Here is a 23,536-nt window from a genome sequence, read left to right on the forward strand (position 1 = left end):
GACGGCGGCATAATGCGTTATGACCGCCGTCCCCGACATCACCCCAGATCAGGCCCGCAAGCGGCTCACCGAAGGCGCCTTGTTGATCGACGTGCGCGAAGCGCACGAGCGCGCCACCGGCATGGCCGAGGGCGCACTGGGCATTGCGAAGGGGGAGCTCCAGGCAGATCCGTCCGCGTACCTCCCGGCACACGACCGCGAGCTGATCCTGATCTGCCAGAGCGGCAAGCGCTCCCTGGAAGCGGCGCGGGCGCTGCTCGATCTCGGTTACTCCCACATCGCGTCTGTCCACGGTGGCACCACTGCCTGGCGTGCTGCTGGACTGCCGCTCGTGCAGCCGCTGCAGAGCGACCACGAGCGCGATTTCAACGAACGCTACTCACGCCATCTACTGCTGCCGCAGGTCGGCGCTGCTGGGCAGCAGGCGCTGCTCGGCGCGCGGGTACTGCTGCTTGGCGCGGGCGGCCTTGGCTCGCCGGCCGCCTTCTACCTGGCCGCCGCCGGGGTAGGGCACCTGCGCATCGCCGATGACGACGTGGTGGAGCGCAGCAACCTGCAGCGGCAGATCCTGCATACCGACGCCAGCATCGGCGAACCCAAGGTGCATTCGGCCCGCGCACGGCTGCTGGCGCTCAACCCCCGGCTGGACGTGGAGGCGGTGCAGGCGCGGGTGACCTCGGAGAACATCGACGCGCTGCTCGACGGCGTGGACGTGGTGCTGGACGGGTCGGACAACTTCCCCCTGCGTTACCTGCTCAACGATGCCTGCATCCTGCACGCCATTCCGCTGGTGTATGGCGCCGTGGAGCGCTTCACCGGCCAGGTGTCGGTATTCGACGCCGGCCGCCAGCGCGGCCAGGCCCCGTGCTACCGCTGCCTGTTCCCTGAGCCACCACCGCCGGAGTTCGCCCCCAACTGCGCCGAGGCCGGGGTGCTGGGCGTGCTGCCGGGCATGGTCGGTCTGCTGCAGGCCACCGAAGTGCTCAAGCTGCTGCTCGGGATCGGAGAGCCGCTGGCAGGACGGCTGCTCACGTTCGATGCGCTGGGCATGCGTTTCCGCGAGATACGTCTGGGTCCGGACCCAGCGTGCCCACTGTGTGCGCCCGGCCGGGCGTTCCCTGGTTACATCGACTACGCCGCGTTCTGCGCAGGCTCGTAGGACGACCTGGTGATTTTCTGATCAATCGTTCCATTCGCAGCACGATCATGCGCACCTGCGTGCTATGACCCTGCGTCAACTTGTCCTATGGTGACGGCTGATCGGCGTTGCAGGGAACGAACCGCATGGCGGTGGAAGCAGGTGCCAGTGAACTGGTGAAAGTAGTCGCCCTGCTGGGTGCGGCAGTGGTGATGGTGCCCTTGTTCCGCCGGCTGGGGCTGGGCTCGGTGCTGGGCTACTTCGCCGCCGGGTTGGCGATCGGTCCATTCGGTTTCGGCTGGTTCTCAGACCCGCAGGCGATCCTGCACACCGCCGAACTGGGCGTGGTGATGTTCCTGTTCGTGATCGGACTGGAAATGCGGCCCTCGCACCTGTGGAGTCTGCGCAGGGAAATCTTCGGGCTCGGCACGCTGCAGATCGTGGTCTGCGGTGCGGTGCTGACCGGCGTGTGCATGTTGTTCGGCTTCCCACTACCGGTGGCCTTCATCGGTGCGGCCGGCTTCGTGCTGACTTCCACTGCAGTGGTGATGCAGCTGCTGGCCGAGCGCGGCGACATCGCGTTGCCCTCCGGGCAGAAAATCGTGTCGATCCTGCTGTTCGAAGACCTGTTGATCGTGCCGCTGCTGGCGGTCGTCGCCTTCATGGCGCCCGTGCAGGCAGACGCTGGCAGCGGTTCGCGCTGGATCAGCGTGGCCATCGCCGCCGGCGCGATCATCGGGTTGGTGCTGGTGGGCCGCTTCCTGCTCAACCCGCTGTTCCGCATCCTGGCCGCCGCCAAGGCGCGCGAGGTGATGACCGCCGCCGCACTGCTGGTGGTGCTCGGCGCGGCGCTGCTGATGCAGCTGGGCGGCCTGTCGATGGCGATGGGCGCCTTCCTGGCCGGCGTGCTGCTCAGCGAATCCACCTTCCGCCACCAGATCGAAGCGGACATCGAACCGTTCCGCGGCATCCTGCTCGGGCTGTTCTTCCTCAGCGTGGGCATGGCGCTGGACCTCACCGTAGTAGCCAACAACTGGCCGCTGATCGTGTCCGGCGTGCTGGCGCTGATGCTGGCCAAGGCGGTGTGCATCTACACGGTGGCGCGCATCCTGGGCAGCGACCACCGCCAGGCGCTGGATCGTGGCGTGGTAATGGCGCAGGGCGGCGAATTCGCCTTCGTGCTGTTCTCGGCCGCGGCCACCGCCGGGGTGATCGGCATCGAGGTCAACGCCAACCTGACTGCCATCGTGGTGCTGTCGATGGCACTCACCCCGCTGTTCGTGCTGCTGCACGACAGGTTGATGCCGGCGCGCGAGGTTTCGCTGGAAGGCGTGGACACCGCCGAGGGCATGTCCGGCAGCGTGCTGATGATCGGCTTCGGCCGCTTCGGCCAGGTGGCCAGCCAGTCACTGCTGGCGCGCGACGTGGACGTGACCATCATCGACAACGACGTGGACATGATCCACAACGCCGAGCGCTTCGGGTTCAAGATCTACTACGGCGACGGCACCCGGCTGGATGTGCTGCGCGCGTCGGGCGCGGCCACCGCGCGTGCGATCGCGGTGTGCGTCAACAACGCACAGGATGCCGACCGCATCGTCGAGCTGGTCTCGCATGAGTTCCCGCAGGCCAAGCTGCTCGTGCGTTCGTTCGACCGCGAGCATTCGCTGCGCCTGATCCACGCGGGCGTGGACTTCCAGATCCGCGAAACCTTCGAGTCGGCGCTGCTGTTCGGCCAGGCCGCGCTGGTGGAACTGGGGGCGGAGGAAGACGACGCACGCGACATCGCCGAGCAGATCCGCGAGCGCGATGCCGAGCGTTTCGAGCTGGAGATGGCCGGCGGCGATCTGCGTGCAGGGGCCCACATGGTGTTTGGTACCGCGCTGCCCGGCGTGCCAACGCCGACCCCGTTCACCGCACCCAAGCGCAAAGCGCGCACCCTCAACGCCGATGAAGTGCCGGAAGAAGAATGACGCGCGTGAGCGCGACCGCAGCGTAGGGCGGGGCCATGCCCGGCTGCGACGGTGTTCGGCGGCACGTTAATCGGGGACAATACCCTTCCGCCGCCCCACGCCCCGCATTCGATGAACGATTCCACTCCCCGCCATTCCGCCCGCATCCTGGACGGACGCCGCATCGCCGAAGACCTGCTGGACAGCCTGAAAGTGCGCGTGGATGCCCGCCTGGCTGCTGGTGGCACCCGGCCGGGGCTCGCGGTGGTGCTGGTGGGCGGCGATCCGGCCTCGACCGTGTATGTGCGCAACAAGCGCCGCGCCGCCGAGAAGGTCGGGATCGAGGCATTCGATTACGACCTGCCAGCCGGCACCGGTGAAGCCGAGCTGCTGACCCTGATCGACCAGCTCAATGCCGACCCGAAGATCCACGGCATCCTGGTCCAGCTGCCGCTGCCGGGGATCCCCGACGCCAGCCGCCTGATCCACCGGATCGACCCGCGCAAGGACGTGGATGGCTTCCACCCGGAGAACGTCGGCCACCTGGCGCTGCGCGAATTCGGCCTGCGCCCGTGCACCCCGCGTGGCATCACCACGCTGCTGGGCCACACCGACCAGCCGGTGCGCGGCCGCAACGCCACCATCGTGGGGGTGAGCAACCACGTGGGCCGGCCGATGGGCCTGGAACTGCTGATCGCCGGCTGCACCGTGACCAGCTGCCACAAGTTCACCCCCAAGGACGTGCTGGAGCAGTCGGTGCGCAACGCCGACATCCTGGTGGTGGCGGTAGGCCGCCCGGGCATCGTGCCGGGCGAGTGGGTGAAGCCGGGTGCGGTGGTCATCGACGTGGGCATCAACCGCCTGGACGACGGCCGCCTGGTGGGCGACGTGGGCTTCGAGGCGGCGGCCGAACGGGCCAGCTGGATCACCCCGGTGCCGGGTGGGGTAGGGCCGATGACCGTGGCTACCTTGATGCAGAACACCATTGAGGCCGCCGAAGGGTACGCGTCCGCGCAATCGCGCTGACGCTCCCACGATTTGCTGCGCAAACCGCGGGCCCCCACTCACCAGCACCCACGCCCCCGCCGCTTCGCGGCCGCCCCCGAACTTCGGGGGCTGTGCTCTCCGGTAGGTGAACGGGCGGTCGTGGCGTGACACAGCGTCGCATCCGCCCCCTGCCCATCGCGGCGGAATCAGGGTAAAATGTCGCGCTTCCCCACATCTCGGGTATGCCGATGCTGCGCATCCAGGCTGAAGCACTCACTTACGACGACGTTTCGCTCGTCCCCGCCCATTCCATCATCCTGCCCAAGGATGTCACCCTGGAAACGCGCCTGACGCGCGATCTGCGGCTGAAGCTTCCGATCCTGTCGGCTGCCATGGATACGGTCACTGAAGCACGCCTGGCCATCGCCATGGCCCAGCTCGGCGGCATGGGGATCATCCACAAGAACCTGAGCGTGGACCAGCAGGCCGCCGAAGTGGCCAAGGTCAAGAAGTTCGAGGCCGGTGTCATCCGCGACCCGATCACGGTCGGTCCGGAGACCACCATCCGCGACGTGCTGGCGCTGACCCAGGCGCGCAACATCTCCGGCGTGCCGGTGGTCGATGGCGGCCAGCTGGTGGGCATCGTGACTCACCGCGACATGCGCTTTGAAACCGAGCTGGACGATCCGGTCCGCCACATCATGACCAAGAAGGATCGCCTGATCACGGTCAAGGAAGGCGCCGCGTCCGAGGAAGTGCTGCAGCTGCTGCATCGCAACCGCATCGAAAAGATCCTGGTGGTCAACGATGATTTCGCCCTGCGTGGCCTGATCACCGTCAAGGACATCCAGAAGAACACCGATTACCCCAACGCTGCCAAGGACATCGCCACGCGCCTGCTGGTCGGTGCCGCAGTGGGCGTCGGCGGCGATACCGACCGCCGCGTCGAAGCGCTGGTCGCTGCCGGCGTGGACGTGCTGGTGGTGGACACCGCGCACGGCCACTCGCAGGGCGTGCTGGACCGTGTCAGCTGGGTCAAGAAGCACTTCCCGCAGGTGCAGGTGGTCGGTGGCAACATCTGCACCGGCGAAGCCGCACTGGCGCTGCTGGACAGCGGTGCCGACGCGGTCAAGGTCGGCATCGGCCCGGGCTCGATCTGCACCACCCGCGTGGTCGCCGGTGTCGGCGTGCCGCAGATCACCGCGATCGACCTGGTGGCCGAAGCGCTGCAGGACCGCATCCCGCTGATCGCCGACGGTGGCATCCGCTACTCCGGCGACATCGGCAAGGCGCTGGCCGCCGGCGCATCGACCATCATGATCGGCGGCCTGCTGGCCGGTACCGAGGAATCGCCCGGTGAAACCGAGCTGTTCCAGGGCCGTTCGTACAAGAGCTACCGCGGCATGGGTTCGCTGGCGGCGATGGAGAAGGGGTCCAAGGACCGCTACTTCCAGGACGCATCGAGCGCCGACAAGCTGGTGCCCGAAGGCATCGAAGGCCGCGTGCCGTATCGCGGCCCGGTGGGCGGCATCATCCACCAGCTGATGGGCGGCCTGCGCGCCACCATGGGCTACGTGGGCTGCGGCACCATCGAAGACATGCGCAGCAAGCCGAAGTTCGTCAAGATCAGCGGCGCCGGCCAACGTGAGAGCCACGTCCATGACGTGCAGATCACGAAAGAGCCGCCGAACTACCGGGCCTGATGCGCCGGTGAGCAAAGAGGAACGAGGAAGTTGATTCCCGTTCCTCTTTCTCTATCTGCTACCGCTTTTCGTCATTCCGTTTTCATTCCTGCTTTGCCTGGGCGCCATGACCAACATCCATAACGACAAGATCCTCATCCTCGATTTCGGCGCGCAGTACACCCAGCTGATCGCGCGCCGCATCCGCGAGCTCGGCGTGTACTGCGAAATCTGGGCGTGGGATCACAACCCGGCCGAGATCGCCGCGTTCGGCGCCAAGGGCATCATCCTGTCCGGTGGCCCGGAATCGACCACCCTGCCGGATGCGCCCGCCGCGCCGCAGGAAGTGTTCGACAGCGGTCTTCCGATCTTCGGCATCTGCTACGGCATGCAGACCCTGGCCGCGCAGCTGGGCGGCGCCACCGAAGCGGCCGACCAGCGCGAATTCGGCCATGCCGAGGTCAACGTGGTCCACCCCGATGCGCTGTTCAAGGGCCTGAGCGACCACGGGGGCGAGCCGCGCCTGAACGTGTGGATGAGCCACGGCGACCACGTTTCCGTGGCGCCGCCGGGCTTCACCATCACCGCCACCACCGACCGCATCCCGGTGGCCGCGATGGCCAACGAGGAAAAGCGCTGGTACGGCGTTCAGTTCCACCCGGAAGTGACCCACACCCTGCAGGGCCAGGCGCTGCTGCGCCGCTTCGTGGTGGACGTGTGTGGCTGCCAGACGCTGTGGACCGCAGCCAACATCATCGACGACCAGATCGCCCGCGTGCGCGAGCTGGTGGGCGATGACGAAGTGATCCTGGGCCTGTCCGGCGGCGTCGATTCATCGGTGGTGGCCGCGTTGCTGCACAAGGCGATCGGCGACAAGCTGACCTGCGTGTTCGTCGACACCGGCCTGCTGCGTTGGCAGGAAGGCGACCAGGTGATGGCGATGTTCGCCGAGCACATGGGCGTCAAGGTGATCCGCGTGAACGCGGCGGACCGCTACTTCAGCAAGCTGGAAGGCGTGAGCGACCCGGAAGCCAAGCGCAAGATCATCGGCAACCTGTTCGTGGACATCTTCGACGAAGAGTCCAGCAAGCTCAGCAACGCGAAATGGCTGGCGCAGGGCACCATCTACCCTGACGTGATCGAGTCGGCCGGCAGCAAGACCGGCAAGGCCCACGTGATCAAGAGCCATCACAACGTCGGCGGCCTGCCCGAGCACATGAAGCTGGGCCTGGTGGAACCGCTGCGCGAACTGTTCAAGGACGAAGTGCGCCGCCTCGGCGTCGAACTCGGCCTGCCGCGCAGCATGGTCTACCGCCATCCGTTCCCGGGTCCGGGCCTGGGTGTGCGCATCCTGGGCGAAGTGAAGCGTGAGTATGCCGAGCTGCTGGCCAAGGCCGATGCGATCTTCATCGATGAGCTGCGCAAGGCCGATCTGTACGACAAGACCAGCCAGGCCTTCGCGGTGTTCCTGCCGGTCAAGTCGGTGGGCGTGGTCGGCGACGCCCGCGCCTATGAGTGGGTGATCGCGCTGCGCGCGGTGGAAACCATCGACTTCATGACCGCGCACTGGGCGCACCTGCCGTATGACTTCCTGGGCACGGTGAGCAACCGGATCATCAATGAGCTGCGGGGGGTGTCGCGGGTGGTGTATGACATCTCAGGCAAGCCGCCGGCGACGATCGAGTGGGAATGACGGAGCGTCTTTCGGGGGCTATCGCTAAGTATCGCTAGAAGTGGCTTAACTTTTTGATTTTAAAAGTATAAGTTGCGTTTTCTATCGGTGGCTATCGCCGGCCAGCAGAACGGATCGGCGACAGAACTGACGGTAAGCCCCCGGAGGTCGGATCCAGACCTTCCTGTTTACTATTGAGACCTAACCGGTCTTTGACGGTAAAGAACTTCTGAGGAAAGCTTATTTCATGCGGCTTTCCGAGCATCAACGGGTCTCCAGGTCCCTGACGGTAAAAGCCGTCACGAACAGGAGGAACACCCTCAATGCTCACCGACACAGCACTGCGCAATCTCAAGCCTAAGTCCAAGATTTATAAGGTTTTTGACCGCGATGGCATGTACGTGGCGGTATCGACCGCCGGTACCATCACCTTCCGCTACGACTACCGTCTCAACGGGCGCCGCGAGACGCTCACCCTCGGACGGTACGGGCCGGCCGGCATGTCGCTGGCCATGGCACGCGAGCGACTACTCGACGCCAAGCGGTCCGTCGATCAGGGCCTTTCCCCGGCGCTGGAGAAGCAGCGGGCCAAGCGGCGGCTGACGGCCGCCAGGACGTTCGGCGAGATGACGGAACGCTGGCTGGCCGATGCCCGCATGGCCGACAGCACTCGGGCGATGCGCAAGCACATCATCGACCGCGACATCCTGCCGGTCTTCCAGAATCGCAAACTGAGGGAAGTCAGCCCCGACGACCTGCGGGCGTTGTGCAACAAGGTGAAGGGGCGCGGCGCACCGGCCACGGCCATCCACGTCCGAGACATCGTGAAGCAGGTCTATGCCTTCGCCATCCTGCACGGCGAGCGGCTCGCCAACCCGGCCGACGATGTGAAAGCGGCTTCGATCGCGACCTTCGTTCCCAAAGACCGGGCGCTCTCGCCAGCCGAGATCCGGTTGGCCTTCCACCAGCTTGAGACCATTGCGTCCTATCCGACCATCCGGTTGGCTTTGCGTCTGATCCTGCTGACGATGGTGCGCAAGAGCGAACTGGTCGAGGCGATGTGGAACGAGGTGGATTTCGAGAACGCCACCTGGACGATCCCCAAGGTGCGGATGAAGGGGCGCAAGCCGCACGTGGTCTACCTGTCGCGGCAGGCGATGGACATCTTCGTGGCTCTGCACACCTGCGCAGCGCGCTCGCGATTCGTGCTGCCGTCCCGCTATGACCCCGATCGCTGCATGTCGCATGCAACGCTCAACCGGGTCACGCAACTCATTGGGTCGCGCGCGAAGGAAGCCGGGTTGCCGCTGGAGCCCTTCACGGTGCACGACCTGCGGCGCACCGCGTCCACGCTGCTCAACGAGGTGGGTTTCAATGGGGACTGGATTGAGAAGTGCCTGGCGCACGAAGAAGGCAGCCGGACTTCGCGCTCGGTCTACAACAAGGCCGAGTACGCCGGGCCGCGGCGGCACATGCTCCAAGAGTGGGCCGACATGGTGCCGCTGCGCGCTTTCGACGACGGCGAGAAGGTCTATATCCAGTTCCCGCCGGGCATCGCCCAAGGCGAGTTGCCGCCGCTGTTCGTCGTCGGCGCACAGGGCGACGGGCAACTGGTGAACTACCGCTTCCGCTCGCCGTACTACATCGTGGATCGCCTGTTTGGCGCGGCCGAACTGCGCCTCGGCGGGGATAAAGGCGACATGGTGCGCATCGAGCGCACGGATGGCACGCGGAGGAACTGACCATGAGCCAGGACGAAACTCCCGACGTTGCCGTGCCGCAGGCGGGCAAGGTCGAACCCGAAGCGGTGGCGCTGCGCGCCCAGCCGCGTCCGGTCACACGGCTGAACCGGCGCACGCTGGCCATCCTCGCCGGCGGCCTGTCGGTCGCCGTGCTGGGCGCGCTGATGTGGTCGCTGCAACCGCAGCGGCGCACGGCCAACGAGCAGACCGAGCTTTACAACGTGGATCGCGTTTCACGCTCCGAAGGACTCGACCAGCTTCCGGCCGACTATTCCAAGCTGCCGCCGACCTTGCCCCCCGACGTGCCCGAGCTGGGGCCGCCGCTGCCGGGCGACCTTGGGCCGGCCATCGTGAACTCGCAGCAGCCGGCCGTGGCCGCCTACGCTGCCCCCGGTCACGACCCGGCCGAGGCGGAACGCTTGGCGCGGTTGAAGGAGGCCGAGGAAGCGGCTGCGTCGTCGGTATTCTTCCGCACCGGCACCCAGCAGGCCGCGCCGATGGTGCAGTCGCAGGTGGCCGCCGCGCCGGGCTTCGCCGCCAATGCGGCCTTCGACCCGATGGCGGCCGGCCCGGCTTCGACGGCGGCCCAGCCCGCCGACCCGACGGCCGTGCAGAACAGGCAAGACCAGAAAGAGGCGTTCCAGCAAGCCGGAACCACGGAAACTCGTAATTCCGGCAACCTGCAAATGCCGGCATCGCCGTATCAGGTGATGGCCGGAACGGTGGTCGCCGGGGCACTGGTCACGGGCATCAAGTCGGACTTGCCGGGCGACGTGATCGCCACAGTGACGGAGCCGGTCTATGACACCGCCACCGGGCGCTTCCTGCTGATTCCGCAAGGTTCGCGCATCCTCGGCCGCTACAACAGCCAGGTCAGCTACGGGCAGAGCCGCGTTCAAGTCGTCTGGAACCGGATCATCCTTCCCGACACGTCATCGCTCACGCTCGACAACCTGGCCGGCACTGACCCAGCCGGCTACGCCGGCCTGGAGGATGGCGTCGATTGGCATTGGGATCGCATCTTCGCCGGTGCGGTGCTGACCACGCTGCTGGGCGTCGGCGCCGAGCTGGCCGCGCCGGAAAACCGCCAGGACGGCGATCGCATCATCATCGCCGGGCGCGACAGTGCGCAGGACAGCATCAATCAGGTCGGCCAGGAGATGACCCGGCGCAATCTCAACATCCAGCCCACTTTGACCGAGCGGCCGGGCCTGCCGGTGCGCATCATCGTCAATCGGGATCTGGTGCTGCGGCCGTACCAGCCGCTGTTCTTCAATCGGGGGACATCACGATGAGCACGACCAAGAAGCTACGGCTCGGGCCGCTTCCCAAGACCGAGAACGTCAAGCTGACCTTTGCCTGCCCGGCTAGCCTGAAAGCCGACCTTGACCGCTACGCCGCGCTGCACGCGCAGGCGTATGGCGAGACTGTCGATGCCTTGACGCTGATCCCGCACATGCTGGAGGCGTTCATGGCGGCAGACCGAGGGTTCAAACGTCAACAGGCAACCAGTAGAGCCAGGGCCTCCGTAACCGCGCCCGACTAATAGGTGGGGTAGGGCGGGCCGACTGGTCACGGAAAGCATTTCGGTGCTGAAGGTTTGAAAATTTTGCACTATCATGCACTTTTCTACCATTCCGCTTGTCACAAGCCATGCCCACAAATATCGGTGAAGAGGCGATCCTCACGATCAAGCAGGTCGCTGAGTACCTAAAGGTCACAGAACGGACGATCTACAGGCTCGCGGCTGCGAAGCAGATTCCCGCTTTCAAAGTAGGCGGGACGTGGCGGTTTTCGCGCGCTGATATTGATACCTGGATCGAGCTGCAGTCGACGGCAAGGCCCGCGCACGATACTGGCAATGACGATAAGAAGAGGGGCACAAAGTAAATGCTCGGGCTAACACTACGAGAAGAGTTCCGGGGCAAGCGCCTCAAGGGCACAGCCATCGAGCTGTCCAACGACCAAAACACGGGTGCGACCCAGATCGCGGCCAAGCAGTTCTTGAATATCACCTATCCAACGCACGATCTGCTGAAGGGAATAGAGGCCGTCGGCCCCAATCAAGGTCGCCCAGTTGTCGTAATCGGCGAACGCGGTCTCGGCAAATCGCACTTGATGGCTGCGCTCTTTCACGCGGTCACCGATCCCGCATCGACGGGCGCGTGGCTCACTGCGTGGGCAACAACCCTTGCCGACCCCAACGTCAGCAAGATCGCGTTGCGCAAAGAGATGCACGTCATTGGCGAAAGTCTGCACCGCCACCGGTACAAGTTTCTGTGGGATGTTCTGTTCGAGAACCATCCTCACGGCCCTTTCATCAAGGGCAAATGGGAAGGCCAGGGCGCGTCCAAGACCGAAATCCCATCCGACAAGCTCATCATCGAGCTGCTAGAGAACAAGCCGACGATGCTGCTGTTGGACGAATTCCAGACGTGGTACGACGGCCTCACCAACACCAAACAGTACCCATGGAAGAACTGGGCATTCAACTTCATCCAGATTCTTTCGGAGATCGCTAAAGAACGGCCCGACCTGCTAGTGCTGGTGATCTCGGTGCGCAACGGTGGTAGCGACGCCTATCAGCAGGTGCATCGCGTCAACCCGGTCGCCATCGACTTCAAGGCGGGCGGCAGCGCCCAGCGCATTCAGCAGGATCGCCGTCGGATGCTGCTCCACCGTCTTTTCGACAACCGCTTGCAGATCGCCAACGGCACCATTGAATCGCTGGTCGAGCAGCATGTCGCAGAATCCTTTCGTTTGCTGGACGTTCCGCCCGCTGAGCAGGATCGCAAGCGCCGCGAATTCACAGAATCCTGGCCCTACGCGCCGCATTTGCTGCGTCTGCTCGAAGAGCAGGTGCTGATAGCCACCGATGCGCAGGAAACGCGCGACCTGATTCGCATCCTTGCCAATCTCTTCAAGAGCCGCGGTGATGCCGTGCCGGTGCTCACCGCCGCCGACTTCCGTCTGGAAGACGATTCCTCCGGCATCGGCGCGCTGCTGGAAGCCGTCGCTAACCAGCACCACCGCACACTGCGCGAGAAGGCGCAGCAGAACATCATCTCGGTGCAAGAAGCACGTCACGACCACGCCAGCATCGCGCCGCACCTGCAAGAAATCGTCGGTGCACTGTGGTTGCGTTCGATTGCCGTTGGCAATCTCGCTGGTGCGGAACCGAGTACTCTGCAACTGGACATCACTCGCGACAAGTCGGTGGACGACAACGCCTTCCAGGTGGAGTTGGCGACCATCGTAGAGAACAGCTTTAACATCCATCAGGAAGGCACGAAGCTGCTTTTTCGCGAGGAAGAGAATCCCCGCGCCAAGCTGATGGCCTACGCGCGCAACGATAAGCTGTTCGCCGACGGTGCCGATCACGAACAGCTCGCTCGGCAGGTGCGCTACGTCATCGGCGGTACGGATGAGGTCGCCAAAACCTTCCGCGTGATCGCTCTGCCGAAGTCGTGGGCCAATGACCCCTGGACATCGCTCGAAGAGGCCGAGCAACCTGACAAGTGGGATGATCGCCTACCTATCCTCGTGCTGCCTGAAGAACCGGAGAAGCTCGAACCCACGCTAGGCTACTGGCTCAAAGATCAGCTGCAGAAACGCCGCAACACTGTGCGCTTCCTGCTGCCGCGCACGGGCAGCACCAATGCTTTCTTGGATCGTGACTTGCTCATCCTCACCCGTGCCGAAATGAAGGCGCAAGAATGGGGTAGCCAGAATCCCGAATACAAGAAGCTGCACAAGGAATTCGAGAATACGCTGCGCGACAACCTGAAGAAGCGGTTCGACCGCTTCGCGGTGCTGCAACGCTGGAATTTCGCCGACCCCGCGCAATGCAGATTCAGCGTGGAGCGTCTTGACAAGCAGGGTGCGCAGATTCCCGAGGCCATTGAAGAAACCCTGATCAGCGATCTGTTCGTGCCAGAGGACTTCGAGGAATTGGTGCTCGAATTCGCCAATAACAACGAATCGGTCGGTAAGCTGCTGCGTGAATTGCAGGAGCCGCGACCGGCAGGGCAGGACTGCATCCCGTGGCTGGGCGAAATCGCCATGAAGGAGCGTCTGCTGCGCCTGTGTGCCAAGGGCAAGGTCGCCATCAACGTGCGCGGCATGGAGTACCTACAAACCCATCCGGGCGAGGATGAAGACACTGCGTGGCGGCGTCTGCGCCCCAAACTCTCGCTCACGGGCCGCCACCTTGACGACGTGTTTGTAATGCTGCCCTCGGCGGTGCCTGCGACCGGCGGCTCCAACCCACCTGCACCATCCCCGACCGGTGGCGGAATCTTAGGTGGCGATGACACAACGCCCCCCGTGTCGCCGACTGCCGGAGGTGGCACGGCCACTGGCACGCAGCCTGCTCCCGAGCCGGGCGGCATCTTTGGCGCTGATGGCACCACCAGCAAGCCGCGTATCCCGCTGTCGAACCCCGCCACGTCGCCGCTTAACCTGATCGGCAAGATCGAAGGCTGGGGCATTGGCCCGGCCACGAAAGTGGCGGAGGTGTCCATCAAGGTGTCTACCGCAACCGGCGCGCAGCTCAAGGAACTGCTCAAAAAGCTACCTGAAGGCATGACCTTTGAGCTGAACCTTGAAAAGGAGGATAACTGATGGCACTGACCGCCGCCGCACTGCAAGCCCTGACGCAGGGTTCGGACGCCGACGCATGGCGCGTCATCGTCGGCCACGCGGTCGAAATTGCCAGCAAGCCGCTCGCTGCAGGCAACGCGCCCAGTGAAATCGTCAAACGCGACCGCGAAATTGGCGAGCTAGATTTGTTCCTCTCCTCCAGCGGTTGGGATTTGTGGCAGGCCTTCGGCGGCAGCGTCGAGCGTACCTCGGATCGTCTGGTGCGCTGGTGGGCCGAACCCTTCAGCGCCAAGGCCGTGCTGATCCTCGATGGTCTCAGCCTGCGCGAACTGCCATGGCTGTTGCAGGGCGCCAAGGAACATGGCTTCACCACGCATGAGGTCAGCGCCCACGCTTCCGAGCTACCCGGCGAAACTGATGAATTCGCCCGTGCACTCGGCTTCGCCGGTCGCAGCAAGCTTCAGAACAACGGCGGCGGTCTCGCGCACAAGCTCCAACCGGCCAGCACCGAAACGGTAGATTTGCCGTGGAAGGACTGCGAAGCCCTGATCAGTAGCACATCGAACCAAATCTTCTGGCATCACTGGCCCGACGCCAAGCTGCACGACATCGCGGGCCAGGGCCAAGGGCTGGAGCCGTTGACGAAGGATGTGGCCGAGCAACTGTCCAGTGATGACTTCTGGACTTTCGTCGAGCGGCTGGCAACCGGTCGGCGGCTGGTCATTACCTCCGACCACGGCTACGCGGCCACCGGATACTTCCCCGACGCAGATGGCGAAGTCAGCCAGTTCCTCAAGCAGACTTTTTCCAGCGGACGCAGCAAGACTGGAACGGGTGACTCCGGCCCCTTCGTGCCGCCTGTGGTATTGCAGATCAACAGCCCTCACGGCGCCCACCTGTTGGCCTTGGGCCGCAGGAAGTGGCGCAGTCAAGGCGGTTACCCGACGCTTACGCATGGCGGCTTGTCGCTGCTGGAAGTGCTGTCGCCTTATGTTGAGTTAACTAAGTCATGATGACAAAGAAAGTAAAGGCTCCCTGGAAAAATCCAAGCGATGCCCCTGTTATCGAACAGTCGATCCATGACTATATCGTCTCTATATTTAGAATGTCACCAAGTGACAGAGGGGTAGAGATTATTCCGATCTCGCCGGGTGCAGAAGCCAAACGGGGCTGGGATGCTGCTGTTTCTCAGGTAGTTCCTTTATTCTTTCAATACAAGTTGCCAGACTTCACTTCGAGGCCGCAGAAAACACAGCCTGCAGCATACGCTTGGCGCGAAGATTGGAGGTTTGACGATGCTGGTGGCCTTTTTCACTTCAGGTTGCGAGCCAAAGCAAAGGGTGAGCCTCGTTCGCAGCATGAGTTATTGGTAGATTTGCAGAATCGAGGGGCGAGAGTCTTCTATGTCTCTCCGACATTTATTGATCTCAAAAGAATTCGCTTCGGCGGTGATCTCATTAACGGGTCGCCGTGGGTGAGATCGCACGTTAGTTTCCTCACTTGGAATATTTTGGAAAGGGTTGATGTGCCATTGTTCAGGGATCTTATTTGTATCCCTCCCCACGAAGAGGTGGATGGAAATCCCGAGGAGCATCAGTTCTTCTTCAATCAACATCACGAGGTCAGCTTGCATAGTGATCCTGTGCAGATCGAAGGCATCAGCTTTCGCGAGCTATTGGTGGATCAAATTGGACGCGTTAGTCAGGGCATTGGTGTCGTCGATCGCGATAACTATGAGGGCTTCACTGCTGGAGTAATTGATGCTTTGGCTGGTGAGTCTGATGTCAAAGGATCGATACGCGGCTTCTTTGAAGCTCACCTGGACAGAGAGCTATTGCAGGATGCGAACCCGATGATGCGGGATCTTCGAGCATTAGCGAGGGTGGTTAAGAAGTTGTCAGGAATCGAGATGATGTTAACTATTGGTAGAGCGATCTGATGGCCACCAAGAAGGAACTACTCCAACAAGCAGTCGCTAAGGCTGTCGGCGCAGGCAAGGCCGTCGCGCTGGAAACCGTTGATTTCAATGATCCGAATCGTCCCAAGACCTGTCTGGAGGTGGATTTTCCCATCTTGCCGGTCAATCAGGTTGCGATCATCGAGGGCAACGCGGGCAAGCCCATCTACCAGATGTCCAAATGGTGGGCGCGGCGGCGTTCCAGCGTGTTCCGCTCGATGCTGATCGCGGCGGCCACCAAAGCGCCGGAAGATTCCTCGCACGCGGCCAAGCTGGTGTGGGACAACTACTACGCCAACCACCAGAAGAAAGGCGCGTTCAAGCACCTGAAGGTGGCGGACATCTTCATGGGCGGCGGCACCACGCTGGTGGAAGGCTCGCGCCTCGGCATGCAAATGATCGGCAACGACCTCAACCCGGTCGCGTGGTTCGTGGTCAAGCAGGAACTCGCCAATGTCGATCTGGATCAGGTGAAGAAGCTCCTCGCCGACATCGAGGCCGAGGTCAAGCCGCAGATCATGCCGTACTACTACTGCGACGGCCCGCAGGGCGAGAAAGGAAAATGGACGCACCAGCCCACGGGCAAGGTGATGCCCGCCGACTTCGATCCGCTCGCCATTCCGCGCGACGAGCGCAAGGACTACCAGTACGAAGGCCCGGAGATCATCTACACCTTCTGGGCCAAGCACGGCCCTTGTCAGGTGACGGGCTGCGGTCACCGCACGCCGATAATGACCAGCCCGGTGATGGCGCTGAAAACGCTCACCGTCAAGCATTGGGAACACACCTGCGGTCAATGCGGTGAGGCGTTCGATGTGGAGGAAGAAGCCGCGCGCATGGCCCCTGATGTGCCACTCGTCGTCGCCCCCACCGAAGCGCCGCACTCCGTGCTCGACCGCAAGAAGGGCGTGATCTGCCCCCACTGCGGCCACACCGCGCTGGTGAACCTCGGCAAGGGCAAGAACAAGAAGGTGGAACTGAGCCTGCTGGTGCATCCGCAATGGCTGGCGGGCGAAGCGAAGCAAGACGCTACGGGCGCGCCCTACGGCGGTTCGGCGCAGGACGATGTGGCAGCGACCACGCGATGGGACGCGGCACGCGCCACGAAGATTCGTCTTCTGGAAGTGCGCGGCGCGCTGCCGGATGAAGTGACCGACCCGGAAACGGGTGTCACCTTTGCGCCGGAGAAAGGCACGGTGCCGAAGAAGTCGCACTACGCCTGCTCGGCCTGCGGCACGGTGCAGGATGTGCTTACCACGATCAAGGCCACGGGCAAGACCGGACCGATGGCGGCCTACGCGGTGCAGGGTTATGCGCCGAAGCGTGACGAAGCGGGCAAGCCATACGGCGGTCGGTTCTTCGCCGCTTACGACACGGCGCACGCACGGCAGTACGACAGCGCGTTTGCGGAATGGGAAACGCGCAAGGATACCGATCTGAAGGACTACTGGCCGCGCTCTGAACTGCCGTATGGCTTCATGACGCACCACCTGCAAGGCGGTGTACCAAACCACGGCTTCACGCACTGGTGGACTATGTTTCACCCGCGCCAGTTGCTCGTTCATGCACAACTTCTGAAGGCGATTGTCGAGGTTGGAGGCTACGAATGGAAAACGCGCGAGTATGTGCTTGGTGCGTTCCAAAATTTCTTGCGTAATCAAAACTCGCTCGCTTTTTGGCACATGAAGCTCGATAAGCTGGCTCCAGCTATGTCGAACAGTAATTTCCACCCGAAGAATAATGTTGTTGAGGTAGGTGTGTTCCCGCCAATGGGCTATGGCCCGTGGTCATCTACCTATGAAGTTCTGTTCAAGGGTGGGGAATGGGCGCAAACACCGTGGGAAGCCGTGAGTGCTGAATACCTCAATAGGCACGCACCAAGCATTGCTGGCGAGGTATCAGGTAAGAGCGAAAAGGTTTATCCCGGTGATCCGTTGCAGGGTGCCGACACCTATTGCGGTTCATCCACCGACCTCACGAATGTTCCCGCGTCCAGCCTTGATCTGGTCATCACCGATCCGCCCTTCGGTGGCCTGTTGCACTACTCGGAGCTGTCCGACTTCTTCTACGTCTGGCTGCGCCTCGCACTGAAGGACAAGTACCCCGACTACTTCCGCGCCGACTACACTCCCAAGTCGCTGGAGGCGGTAGCCAACCGCGCGCGCGAACCGGAAGACCCAGATGGCTTCTACCAGCGCCTGCTCACGCAGTGCTGGCGCGAAGCGCACCGTGTGCTCAAACCCAGCGGCATTCTGGCCTTCACCTTCCACCACAGTGAAGACGAGCCGTGGGTGGCGGTGCTGGAATCGTTGTTCGACGCTGGCTACTATCTGGAAGCGACCTATCCCATCCGCTCCGACGAAACCAAGGGCGACGGTGAGTTCGGTTCCAAGACCATCGAGTACGACATCATCCACGTCTGCCGTAAGCGCACCGAAGAACCCAAGCCGGTTAGCTGGGGCCGAATGCGCCGCGAGGTGATGGCCGACGTGCGCCAGTTGCAGGCCATGTTGGAAAACCACGCGAAGGAAGGTCTGCCTGCCGCCGACATCCAGGTCATCCGGCGTGGCAAGGCGCTGGAATACTTCTCGCGCCACTACGGCAAGGTGTATGTGGATGAAGGCCGTACCATCTCAGTCCGCGAGGCCCTGATCGGTATCAATCAATTGATCGACGAGGATGCCAACAAAGGCGCGGAGCCTCCTCCCGTTAACGCCGAGCCGATAACGCGCCAGTTTCTGCGCACCTTCGGCGTAGCCACCGAGCTGAAGCGCGATCAGTTGCAGAAGTTTTTGCGTGGCAGCATCACTACGCCGGATGATTTTGTACAGCGTAACTGGTGCTCTGAGAAGAGCAAGGTCTTCACCCGTACTGACCCGCTGGATTTTGCTCGCGACTGGCAGGGCAAGCATCGCCGCAAACTTACTTCCGACCTGGATCAGGCGCTGGTACTTATTGGCGCCTGCTTCGACAACAGCGGTATCAACGCCTCAGACACGCTGAAGAACGAAAACTTCAAGCCGCATGTCGCCCTGAAGCCGTTGCTGGAATGGTTGCATCGGAACGGCCCGGATCAGGCCAATCGCAATGCAGCATCGCGTGCGACGACGATTTACAACGCTTGGGCCGCCAGCCAAGGGCCTCAGCCCTTGCAGGCTTCTCTGTTTGATGACGACGGGGAGTACGGGGGATGAGGCAACTGATCGATACGGTGTGGCAGCGTCGCGGTACCAGTTGGGTGTGGGATGTAGAAGCACGCAACCAGGTCTGCGCGGCAAGCGAGGTGTGGAGTCTGCGTCAGTTTCTGCGCGCGGTGGCCAAATGGCCAGATGAATTGCCAAGCAATGGTGGCAGGACGTTAGTTGTCGCAGGGCTGGATGGCAGCCTTGATCTACTGACGCCAACCGATGCAGAAGCGTGGTTAGGCGATGCGATCAAGCCCGCCGTCCTATCATTTCAGGACGAATGGGGAAGCGATGGTGCGCTGGTGTTCTGGCTGCCTGGTGGCCACAACCGCGTGAGAGCACACCCTGCCACCGATGAGGTGGGCTGGCTTTGTCACACTCCCCATGGGCACCAGATTGACTTCGGCCGCATCCTGTGGGGGCAAGCCAACGAGTACCCGCAGGAAATCCTTCTGCGCGATGAAGCCAAGCCTGCAGGGCTGTTCCACCTGCGGATTACCTGAGGTGGGTGCGTGACGACAGAGATTCAGTTCCAACCCGGCGCGCGTATCACTCATCACGAGTACGGCAAGGGCGTCGTGCTCGATCCAGCGCGTGACGGCTATCTGCGCGTGTTCTTCAGCGTGGGCGAACGCCGTGTCCCGGTGGCCTCGCTGCAGCGCGAACTCACACGCACTGAGCGCATCCTGCGCGCCGTGAATGGCGGCGCTGCACGGTCACGCAAGGCATGGCTGTCCTACGAGGCGCACGCGCTGCCGGTGATGGAGAGCGCATCTGCGCTGACATCGGCCAAGATCGACCTGTTGCCGCATCAGGTAGTGTTGACGCATCGCATCGCCACGGCATCGCCCCGGCGCTACCTGATCGCCGACGAGGTGGGCTTGGGCAAGACTATCGAAACCGCGCTGATCCTGCGCGAGCTGGCCAGCCGTGGCGAACTGAGCCGCGCGTTGATGGTGGTGCCTGCTGGCCTCGTGAACAACTGGCATCGGGAATTGAACGAGGTGTTCAATCTCGACTTCGAGGTGTTCGGCTCCGAGGGCGACATCACCGACCGCAAGACCAATGCCTTCGCCAAGCACGACCGGCTGATTGCTAGCATCGACACCTTGAAACGCCCGGCGCGCATCAGGCGCCTGCTGGATGCGCCGCGCTGGGATCTTGTGGTGTTCGATGAGGCGCACCATCTCACGGCCTACAAGAGCGGCGGCAAGGTGCGCAAGACAGAGAACTACAAGCTGGCCGAGGCGCTGAAAGATCATTCCCGCGACCTCGTGTTGCTATCGGCCACGCCGCATCAGGGCAATCACTTCCAGTTCTGGATGCTCGCGCAACTGCTGAATCCGACGTTGTTCCGCAGCCCAGAGGAGATGGTGGAAGAACGGCACCGGCTCAACGCGGTGATGTTCCGCCGCACCAAGGCCGACGCCTGCCAGCCGGACGGCTCACCGCTGTTTGCGCGCCGTTGGGTTCACACCGAATCCTTCGTGATGAGCCAGACCGAGCGGCTGTTCTACGAGAAGCTGCGCGAGTATCTGGAGGACGGTTTCGACCTTGCGCGCCGTCAAGGCAACCAAGGGCGGGCGCTGGGCTTCCTGATGGCGATCTTTCAGAAGATCGCAGCGTCGAGCTTCGCCGCCGTGCGCCGCACCCTCAAACGCCGCCTGCTGATGCTGACGTTGCACGAAGCCTTCCTTCGCGACAAGGGGCTGGACATCGAGGGCCGTGAACGCCTGACCGAGGAGGCGCGCGAGCTGATCCATGAGGAATTTGGTCTGCCCTGGGACAGCGTTGGGCGCAGCGAGGTGGATCGCGTGCTGGCCGATCTGAAGTACCGGCTGGTTAAGAAGCTGGACGAAGAGGCGCTGGAGATGGCCTCCGATCCTTATGGCAGCGAATATTCGTCGAGGCACGCGGAAGAAGCGGCCTCGGCGGTGGTGAATCTGCACCTGCCGGAGGAGCGCCTGCGCATTGGCGATCTGCTGCGCGTGTTCCCGGCGCAGCGCGAAACAAAGATGCAGAAGCTGCTGGACGGCTTGGGCACGCTGTGGCGGCAGAACCAGAACGAGAAGATCGTGATCTTCGCCACCTACCTCGGGACGGTGGACATGATCGCCCGCGAGATCGAACAGACCTTCCCCGGTCAGGGTGTGGTGGTGCTGCGCGGCGGCGATCACGGCGCGAAGGTAGCAGCAGAGCGGCGCTTTCGCCAGAAGGATGGCCCGCGCGTACTGGTCTGCACGGCGGCTGGGCGCGAAGGCATCAACCTGCAATTCGCGCGCATCCTGTTCAATTTCGACCTGCCGTGGAATCCGATGGACATGGAACAGCGCATCGGTCGCATCCATCGCTACGGCCAGCGCGACACCGCGCAGGTTTACAACCTCGTGCTGTCGGACACCATCGAGGGACGCATCTTCCTGCTGCTGGACGAAAAGCTCACCGAAATCGCCCGCACGGTCGGCAAGGTCGATGAGCAAGGCAACGTGGCCGAAGACCTGCGCGCGCAGATTCTTGGGCAGTTGTCCGAACGGTTGAACTACGACCGCCTCTATCAGGAGGCGCTGTCCGACCCGGAATTGAAGCGCACGCAGGTAGAGTTGGAGGCGGCGCTGTCGAATTCCCGCGAGGCGCGGCAGGTGGTGTTCGATCTGTTCCAAGACCTCGACGGTTTTAGCCTTGACGACTACAAGCCCTTCTCGGATGTGTCGTCCAGTCTGGATCGACTGGTGCGCTTTCTGTGTGCGGCGGTCGCGGATCGCCAGCAGAAGCTAGTCAAGGTGGACGATGCGACCTACGACCTCGTTGCTGCGGAAGGCACGCGCCGCGCTCGCTTCACCCTGAGCCGCGAGGCGGCGACGAATCAGGAATCACTGCAACTGATGGGCTTGGATCACCCGTTGGTACAAGAGGAGCTGGGACGCTGGCGCAGCGTGCCGCCAGAAGAAGTCGGCATTGCCGTGTCCGGCGACGTGGACGAGCCGGTGCTGCTGTCACTGTGGATGGTTGAAGCATCTGCTGGCAAAGGCGAACGCCGCGTGGTGGTGCAGCCCATCGCCGTCAAGCAGGACGGCACGCGCGTTCCGGCGGTCGAACGCCTGTGCGAGAAATACCTGCAAGCACCGCCCGCTACGCCGACCTTCCAACCAGAACAGCGGATTGATCTGTTCGCCAGAGCAGTCGAGCCGACCTTGCAGCGTGAGCTGAAGCACAAGGGAGCCGCGAACGGTGACGGCAGCTATTCGGCGGAGCTGATCGGCTGCGTCGAAATCATCGGTCGGGAGGCGTGATGCTGGACGAATACTCCATCGAGCAGCGCGCGACGCAGATATTCGATGCGCGCAGCAAGGAATACTTCTCCGAGGTGTTGAGCTGCTACGCGGCGGGCAACCATCGCTCCGCGGTCGTGATGCTGTGGTCGGTCGTGGTCTGTGACCTGCTGTTCAAGCTCCAGCATCTAGTCGATCTCTACGGGGACGACAAGGCCAAGACGATTCTGGCCGAGGTCGGAAAACTGCAACAGGCCAACGAACGGTCGTCGGAATGGGAATCGAAGCTGGTTGAATCGGTGGCCGAGCAAACGCAGTTGCTGGACATTGCCGAACGGGAGAACCTGCTGCATCTGCAACGGCAGCGCCACCTTGCTGCGCATCCGGTGGTCAATGCCAATTTCCAGTTGCATCGCCCGAACCGCGACACGGCGCGCGCCCTGATTCGCAACGCGCTCGACGGCCTGCTCACGAAGGCACCGATCTTGTCCAAACAGATCGTGGGCGATCTGGTCGAAGACCTTGAACAGGCATCCGGCATCCTGATCGACGACAAGAAGCTCAAAGCATACTTGGAGAGCAAGTATTTCTCGAGCTTCAATCCGGAGGTCGAGAAGGCTGTCTTCAAAGCCCTATGGAAATTCGTGTTCCGGCTGACGGACGAGAAGTGCGAGAAGAACCGCACCATCAACTACAGCGCATTGACCTTGCTGTATGGCCGCAACCCGGCGCAGTTCCAAACCCAGATCGAGGCCGACAGGGACTATTTCAGCACGATAGCCACGGGCGGATCGCCCCTTGTGTACCTGATTCACTTCCTATCGCGCTCGGCTCGCATCTACGGGTTGCTGGCGGATCATGCAAAAACGGCGATCCAGCACACCGCCGAGCAGGAAACATCGGCCCGCTGTTTGGCTTGGTTCATTTCCGGCTCGCTCGAAGAGCATGCCGCGCGGCTTGGAGAATGGATCGCGGGTGCGGACTACCCACAGATTGATCAGGGGACATGGGAGTCTCTTCGAGACCTTTCCGATTCACCGGAATGGGCCAAGGCATCGATCCGGCTGGCGAACAAATACTACGTTGCCAGCGGAAGCTACAACGCCGCCGATCAGAGGTTTTCGGAGGTGATCCGGCCCGCGCTTGGTCGGTACTCCATCGACGATTGCATCGATCTCATCGAGGGCATTCAAGGCAACAGTCAGACATGGGAGCGTGGGCGTGCCCGTGGCGATCACCGGCTCCTGCGTGCCAGAGCGGTGGAGCTTGACCCGGCGTTCGATCCCACCGAGTTCGCCGTTTTCAACCGATACCTCGACTGAGATTGCGACCCGACGCAGAACGAGACAG

Annotated in this window: 16 protein-coding genes; all 16 read left to right on the forward strand. The window is 62.8% G+C overall.

Going from position 1 to position 23,536, the window contains the following annotated elements; all coding sequences use genetic code 11:
* The first annotated feature begins 19 nt into the window (after positions 1 to 19).
* Complete coding sequence (gene moeB / locus ACTJI4_RS07635) at positions 20 to 1,159, forward strand: molybdopterin-synthase adenylyltransferase MoeB (protein ID WP_440868938.1); 1,140 nt, start codon at positions 20 to 22, stop codon at positions 1,157 to 1,159.
* A gap of 125 nt (positions 1,160 to 1,284) precedes the next feature.
* Complete coding sequence (locus tag ACTJI4_RS07640) at positions 1,285 to 3,111, forward strand: monovalent cation:proton antiporter-2 (CPA2) family protein (RefSeq protein WP_440868939.1); 1,827 nt, start codon at positions 1,285 to 1,287, stop codon at positions 3,109 to 3,111.
* Positions 3,112 to 3,222: 111 nt separating this feature from the next.
* The gene (gene folD / locus ACTJI4_RS07645; RefSeq protein ID WP_392916885.1) at positions 3,223 to 4,116 is read left to right on the forward strand and encodes a bifunctional methylenetetrahydrofolate dehydrogenase/methenyltetrahydrofolate cyclohydrolase FolD; all 894 of its coding nucleotides are present in this window, start codon (positions 3,223 to 3,225) and stop codon (positions 4,114 to 4,116) included.
* 209 nt (positions 4,117 to 4,325) lie between these two features.
* Positions 4,326 to 5,780, forward strand: a complete 1,455-nt coding sequence (gene guaB / locus ACTJI4_RS07650) for an IMP dehydrogenase (protein ID WP_282245539.1) — start codon at positions 4,326 to 4,328, stop codon at positions 5,778 to 5,780.
* A gap of 106 nt (positions 5,781 to 5,886) precedes the next feature.
* Positions 5,887 to 7,452 (forward strand): glutamine-hydrolyzing GMP synthase, encoded by a 1,566-nt coding sequence (guaA, locus tag ACTJI4_RS07655; RefSeq protein WP_440868940.1) that lies wholly within the window; start codon positions 5,887 to 5,889, stop codon positions 7,450 to 7,452.
* Between the two features lie 302 nt (positions 7,453 to 7,754).
* On the forward strand, positions 7,755 to 9,173 hold the full coding sequence (locus ACTJI4_RS07660; protein ID WP_440868941.1) for a TrbG/VirB9 family P-type conjugative transfer protein: 1,419 nt from the start codon (positions 7,755 to 7,757) through the stop codon (positions 9,171 to 9,173).
* Between the two features lie 2 nt (positions 9,174 to 9,175).
* Positions 9,176 to 10,468, forward strand: a complete 1,293-nt coding sequence (locus ACTJI4_RS07665) for a TrbI/VirB10 family protein (protein WP_440868942.1) — start codon at positions 9,176 to 9,178, stop codon at positions 10,466 to 10,468.
* Positions 10,465 to 10,719, forward strand: a complete 255-nt coding sequence (locus tag ACTJI4_RS07670; RefSeq protein ID WP_440868943.1) for a DUF2274 domain-containing protein — start codon at positions 10,465 to 10,467, stop codon at positions 10,717 to 10,719. The genes ACTJI4_RS07665 and ACTJI4_RS07670 overlap by 4 nt, the downstream gene beginning before the upstream one ends.
* A gap of 107 nt (positions 10,720 to 10,826) precedes the next feature.
* Complete coding sequence (mads1, locus tag ACTJI4_RS07675) at positions 10,827 to 11,063, forward strand: methylation-associated defense system helix-turn-helix domain-containing protein MAD1 (RefSeq protein ID WP_440868944.1); 237 nt, start codon at positions 10,827 to 10,829, stop codon at positions 11,061 to 11,063.
* Entirely contained in the window at positions 11,064 to 13,796 is a 2,733-nt protein-coding gene (locus ACTJI4_RS07680) for a DUF499 domain-containing protein (RefSeq protein WP_440868945.1), read from the forward strand.
* Complete coding sequence (locus ACTJI4_RS07685; RefSeq protein ID WP_440868946.1) at positions 13,796 to 14,788, forward strand: hypothetical protein; 993 nt, start codon at positions 13,796 to 13,798, stop codon at positions 14,786 to 14,788. Before ACTJI4_RS07680 ends, ACTJI4_RS07685 begins: the two co-directional genes overlap by 1 nt.
* Entirely contained in the window at positions 14,788 to 15,714 is a 927-nt protein-coding gene (locus ACTJI4_RS07690) for a hypothetical protein (RefSeq protein WP_440868947.1), read from the forward strand. The genes ACTJI4_RS07685 and ACTJI4_RS07690 overlap by 1 nt, the downstream gene beginning before the upstream one ends.
* Positions 15,714 to 18,926: a DUF1156 domain-containing protein gene (locus ACTJI4_RS07695; protein WP_440868948.1), complete on the forward strand. Its 3,213-nt coding sequence runs from the start codon at positions 15,714 to 15,716 to the stop codon at positions 18,924 to 18,926. The genes ACTJI4_RS07690 and ACTJI4_RS07695 overlap by 1 nt, the downstream gene beginning before the upstream one ends.
* Positions 18,923 to 19,420, forward strand: coding sequence for a hypothetical protein (locus tag ACTJI4_RS07700; protein WP_440868949.1), 498 nt, complete (start codon positions 18,923 to 18,925; stop codon positions 19,418 to 19,420). Before ACTJI4_RS07695 ends, ACTJI4_RS07700 begins: the two co-directional genes overlap by 4 nt.
* 9 nt (positions 19,421 to 19,429) lie before the next feature.
* Complete coding sequence (locus ACTJI4_RS07705) at positions 19,430 to 22,207, forward strand: DEAD/DEAH box helicase (protein WP_440868950.1); 2,778 nt, start codon at positions 19,430 to 19,432, stop codon at positions 22,205 to 22,207.
* The gene (locus tag ACTJI4_RS07710; RefSeq protein ID WP_440868951.1) at positions 22,207 to 23,508 is read left to right on the forward strand and encodes a hypothetical protein; all 1,302 of its coding nucleotides are present in this window, start codon (positions 22,207 to 22,209) and stop codon (positions 23,506 to 23,508) included. The genes ACTJI4_RS07705 and ACTJI4_RS07710 overlap by 1 nt, the downstream gene beginning before the upstream one ends.
* Positions 23,509 to 23,536: the final 28 nt, after the last annotated feature.

The organism is Stenotrophomonas sp. 22385, from assembly GCF_052045085.1.
Classification (GTDB): Bacteria; Pseudomonadota; Gammaproteobacteria; order Xanthomonadales; family Xanthomonadaceae; genus Stenotrophomonas.

Coding starts and splice junctions, on each gene's coding strand:
- moeB (WP_440868938.1), top strand. CDS start 20: ATGACCGCCGTCCCCGACATCACCCCAGATCAGGCCCGCAAGCGGCTC.
- ACTJI4_RS07640 (WP_440868939.1), top strand. CDS start 1,285: ATGGCGGTGGAAGCAGGTGCCAGTGAACTGGTGAAAGTAGTCGCCCTG.
- folD (WP_392916885.1), top strand. CDS start 3,223: ATGAACGATTCCACTCCCCGCCATTCCGCCCGCATCCTGGACGGACGC.
- guaB (WP_282245539.1), top strand. CDS start 4,326: ATGCTGCGCATCCAGGCTGAAGCACTCACTTACGACGACGTTTCGCTC.
- guaA (WP_440868940.1), top strand. CDS start 5,887: ATGACCAACATCCATAACGACAAGATCCTCATCCTCGATTTCGGCGCG.
- ACTJI4_RS07660 (WP_440868941.1), top strand. CDS start 7,755: ATGCTCACCGACACAGCACTGCGCAATCTCAAGCCTAAGTCCAAGATT.
- ACTJI4_RS07665 (WP_440868942.1), top strand. CDS start 9,176: ATGAGCCAGGACGAAACTCCCGACGTTGCCGTGCCGCAGGCGGGCAAG.
- ACTJI4_RS07670 (WP_440868943.1), top strand. CDS start 10,465: ATGAGCACGACCAAGAAGCTACGGCTCGGGCCGCTTCCCAAGACCGAG.
- mads1 (WP_440868944.1), top strand. CDS start 10,827: ATGCCCACAAATATCGGTGAAGAGGCGATCCTCACGATCAAGCAGGTC.
- ACTJI4_RS07680 (WP_440868945.1), top strand. CDS start 11,064: ATGCTCGGGCTAACACTACGAGAAGAGTTCCGGGGCAAGCGCCTCAAG.
- ACTJI4_RS07685 (WP_440868946.1), top strand. CDS start 13,796: ATGGCACTGACCGCCGCCGCACTGCAAGCCCTGACGCAGGGTTCGGAC.
- ACTJI4_RS07690 (WP_440868947.1), top strand. CDS start 14,788: ATGACAAAGAAAGTAAAGGCTCCCTGGAAAAATCCAAGCGATGCCCCT.
- ACTJI4_RS07695 (WP_440868948.1), top strand. CDS start 15,714: ATGGCCACCAAGAAGGAACTACTCCAACAAGCAGTCGCTAAGGCTGTC.
- ACTJI4_RS07700 (WP_440868949.1), top strand. CDS start 18,923: ATGAGGCAACTGATCGATACGGTGTGGCAGCGTCGCGGTACCAGTTGG.
- ACTJI4_RS07710 (WP_440868951.1), top strand. CDS start 22,207: ATGCTGGACGAATACTCCATCGAGCAGCGCGCGACGCAGATATTCGAT.